1 protein-coding gene and 2 pseudogenes are annotated in these 1,602 nt (G+C 41.3%); all 3 read right to left on the bottom strand.

The window, feature by feature from the left end:
• Positions 1-352: pseudogene (locus ACWATR_RS39905) on the bottom strand (hypothetical protein); the annotation flags it as partial.
• Between the two features lie 49 nt (positions 353-401).
• Positions 402-863: a hypothetical protein gene (locus ACWATR_RS39900; RefSeq protein WP_460345882.1), complete on the bottom strand. Its 462-nt coding sequence runs from the start codon at positions 861-863 to the stop codon at positions 402-404.
• Positions 864-1,023: 160 nt separating this feature from the next.
• Positions 1,024-1,602, bottom strand: a pseudogene (locus tag ACWATR_RS39895) (hypothetical protein); the annotation flags it as partial.

Here is a 1,602-nt window from a genome sequence, read left to right as displayed (position 1 = left end):
CGGCAGTTTTTGCATCAGCTTCAGCCCAAAGCCCTGATTTTGAATATCTCCTCTCTGGATGATTTTGAGCTAAAACAGTACCAACTATTCGTGAAGCAGGAAGTTGCCTATCTAGAATAGGATAGAGAACACGCAAGCGTTCCATTGCCCTTCCCTCAAGCTCAGTAAGGTCGTGTCCATATTTTTTTACTGCACCTTGATCGTGCTTAAAGTATTGCTCAACAAGTATTTTAAAGGAGCATTCTACAACATAACCTGCTAGGTAAACGGCGTTATCCCATCGTTGCTCTTTCAAAAGAATTTGGGCATCTTGTAGATGCCTGCCTGCTGAATTAGAAAATGACTCTTGCATTGTTTACCACACATTGTTATATAATAAACAATTTTTTTCAATAGCTAACCTAAAATATATTCTCATTCGTATCAAAAGAAGCTAGAGCTTGTGAGACATTTTGGATTTCCAGAATTGTGCATACATCTACAGCTACCCATTCTGGTTTCTCTAGTGTACCGACGAACCGATTCAACTTATTCCCTTTTTGAACCAACAATTTCCCAGACACCCCAGCCGTAAAACCCAACCCAATCGCCGCCACAGTAACGCTGGGCTTGATAAATAACGTCGCAATTCCGAAAACTGCACCCCAAAGACAGCCATAGCAGCAAAGGATAATCAACTGATTTCTGGGTTTAGCTCTTTCGTCTTGAATAGATTGGTGAACGATGGCATAATCTTCGAGTTCACCAACGATTTCTGATAAAGAAGCGCCGTACTCTTTTTCCAATCTATAAATAGCCAGCCTGTCTGCTTTAACTGGACTTATGGCTAATTTTTGTAATGCTGTGGTTAATTTATCGCTCATTTTAAAACTTCCTATGCTCCCACATTCTGGAAAATGGTTAGAAAAATTAAATCTTGCTGGAGAAATAAAAAGGCTCTATTTTTTAGCCGTATTTAATGATGTAAGAATACCGGAACTCGACCGGAACTCGACCGGAACTCAACGAGAACTGTGACGAATATTAGTGATTAATGGTAAAAACGCTGAAGCCATCTTTTTCATTTCCGCACAATCGGTTAGTGTCAATCAATTGTGACAAGGCATTCCTCAAGTAAAGAACGCTCTTTTTCTCTTCGCCCCACTTGCGGCTGTTTCTGATAGCCGCAAAAGAAGCTGGAGGATTAGCAGTAGCTGCAACGATCGCCACAATTTGGTCTAAATCAGCCTCAGAAATACTGCTCTCTTCTACTTCCAGAAATTCCACTTCTTGATAAGGCTTTGAAAAAATGGACTCCAGATGATTAACTGCGTCTGATGGGGCAATCTTCTCTCCTCTGGGTATGACTTCCCTTTCATGCTGTTGAATCAATTCCGGGAAGAATTGAAGTAATGTTCTAGCTGGATCTGGTTGCCCATTGCCTGGGTGCAAATGGGTCTTTAGCCATTCGGGAATCATGCCCAGATTGCCACCGCTAACAGGTTCTCCAAAGTTATTAGGGTTAGCTTTGAAATATTCTCCACTAGCGACATTCATTTTGCGTAAACCACCAGCGCTAACCGCTTGAGCTACACAACCAATAAAGTTAACTGATTGCTTAAA

The sequence above is a fragment of the Nostoc sp. UIC 10890 genome (genome assembly GCF_054786515.1).
This window is presented reverse-complemented; position numbering and strand designations above follow the sequence as displayed.